Annotated in this window: 2 protein-coding genes; both read right to left on the minus strand. The window is 61.6% G+C overall.

Going from position 1 to position 1,723, the window contains the following annotated elements:
- Positions 1–752: ABC transporter permease (locus AAFM29_RS17580; RefSeq protein WP_341714010.1), on the minus strand; the 752-nt coding region annotated here is incomplete at its 3' end.
- Positions 749–1,705 carry an ABC transporter ATP-binding protein gene (locus AAFM29_RS17585; RefSeq protein ID WP_341714011.1) on the minus strand — a complete coding sequence of 319 codons (957 nt, stop codon included), beginning with the start codon at positions 1,703–1,705 and terminating at the stop codon, positions 749–751. The genes AAFM29_RS17585 and AAFM29_RS17580, both read right to left, overlap by 4 nt.
- Positions 1,706–1,723: the final 18 nt, after the last annotated feature.

Genomic DNA, 1,723 nt, shown 5'->3' on the forward strand with positions numbered 1-1,723 from the left:
CAGCCGGTGCGGAAGATCCACCAGACAATGGTGAGCGAGAGACCGAGAAACAAGGTGAGAGTCACAATGCTGGTCCACAGGCTCACATCGGCGGTTTCGTAGAAGCTCCAGCGAAAGCCGCTGACCAGGTAGACGACCGGGTTGAACAGCGCGACCGTGCGCCACGGTTCAGCCAGCATGTCGATCGAGTAGAATGTGCCGCCAAGGAAGGTGAGCGGGGTGAGGATCAGGAGCGGCACCATCTGCAGCTTTTCAAACCCATCGGCCCAAAGGCCAAGGATGAAGCCGAGCAGCGAAAACGCGCTCGCCACCAGCAGGATATAGAGAAACGCATAAAAGGGATGCGCGATGTGGTAATCGACGAAGAAGGTCGCGGTTACGAGGATGATTGTCGCCAATATCAGCGACTTGGTGACCGCAGCTCCGACAAAGCCGACCAGAGTTTCGGCAACGCCCACCGGCGCTGACAGCAGTTCGTAGATCGATCCTGTGAAGCGCGGCATGTAAATGCCGAAACTTGCGTTGGAGGTGCTTTCCGACAGCATGGTCAGCAGCAGCAGCCCCGGTACGATAAAGGCGCCGTAATCGACCCCGCCGACCTGGTCCATGCGTCCGCCAATGGCCGCACCGAACACGATGAAATACAGGCAGGTGGTCAGCACTGGCGAAACGAGCGAGCCGAATGCCGTGCGCAGGAAGCGCAGCAATTCGTTGCGATAAATTGTGAATGCGCTGGTGGGGTTGAAGCTCATGCCGCCGCTCCCTCTTCCTCGACCAGGCGGACGAAGATGTCCTCCAGGCTCGATTCGTGCTGGTCGATGGCGGAATAGCCGATGTTTTCGCGCACCAGTGTCTGGGCGAGTTCGGCGACCTGCTCCTTCCCCAGCCCCGATCCGTCACCGCCGCGGAAGCAGATGGTGCGGCCATTGTTCTCAAGCGTCACCGGCAGGCCGGACAGCGAAGCGGGCAGCTGCGCCAGTGGCTGGGTCAGGGTGAATTCCGCCTCCGTCTTGCCGAGGCGGCCCATGATCGCGTCCTTGTCATCGACCAGCAGGATGCGGCCCTTGTTGATCACGCCAACGCGGTCGGCCATTTCCTCGGCCTCCTCGATGTAATGCGTAGTCAGGATCACGGTCACGCCCTGATCGCGCAGCTTGCCGATGGTGTTCCACATGTCGCGGCGCAGTTCGACATCGACGCCGGCGGTTGGTTCGTCGAGGAAAAGCAGGTCCGGATCATGCGCCAATGCCTTCGCGATCAGCACGCGGCGCTTCATGCCGCCCGACAGCATGCGGAGCTGGGCATCGCGCTTGTCCCACAGCGACAACGTGCGCAGCACTTCCTCGATCCGGGCAGGGTCCGCCCTGCGCCCGAACAGCCCGCGCGAATAGGCGACCGAGCGGTGCACCTTTTCGAAGATGTCGACGCTCATCTCCTGCGGGACCAGGCCGATGCGCGAGCGCATCTTGCGCCAGTCATGCTTCATATCATGGCCGAATGCGTTGATCGTGCCCGAAGTCGGCCGGACCATCCCGCATACCGCGCCGATCAGCGTCGTCTTGCCCGCGCCATTGGGGCCAAGCAGCGCAAAAATCTCGCCCTTGCGGATCGAGAGGTCGACGTTTTTGAGGGCATCGACCGGCGGGGCGGAACCCCTGCCGGGATAGGTCTTGGTCAGACCGCGAATATCGAGACTTGTTTCCACGCGGCCATCATTGGGGAC

It is taken from the genome of Erythrobacter sp., from assembly GCF_038133525.1.
In the GTDB taxonomy this organism is placed as follows: domain Bacteria; phylum Pseudomonadota; class Alphaproteobacteria; order Sphingomonadales; family Sphingomonadaceae; genus Qipengyuania.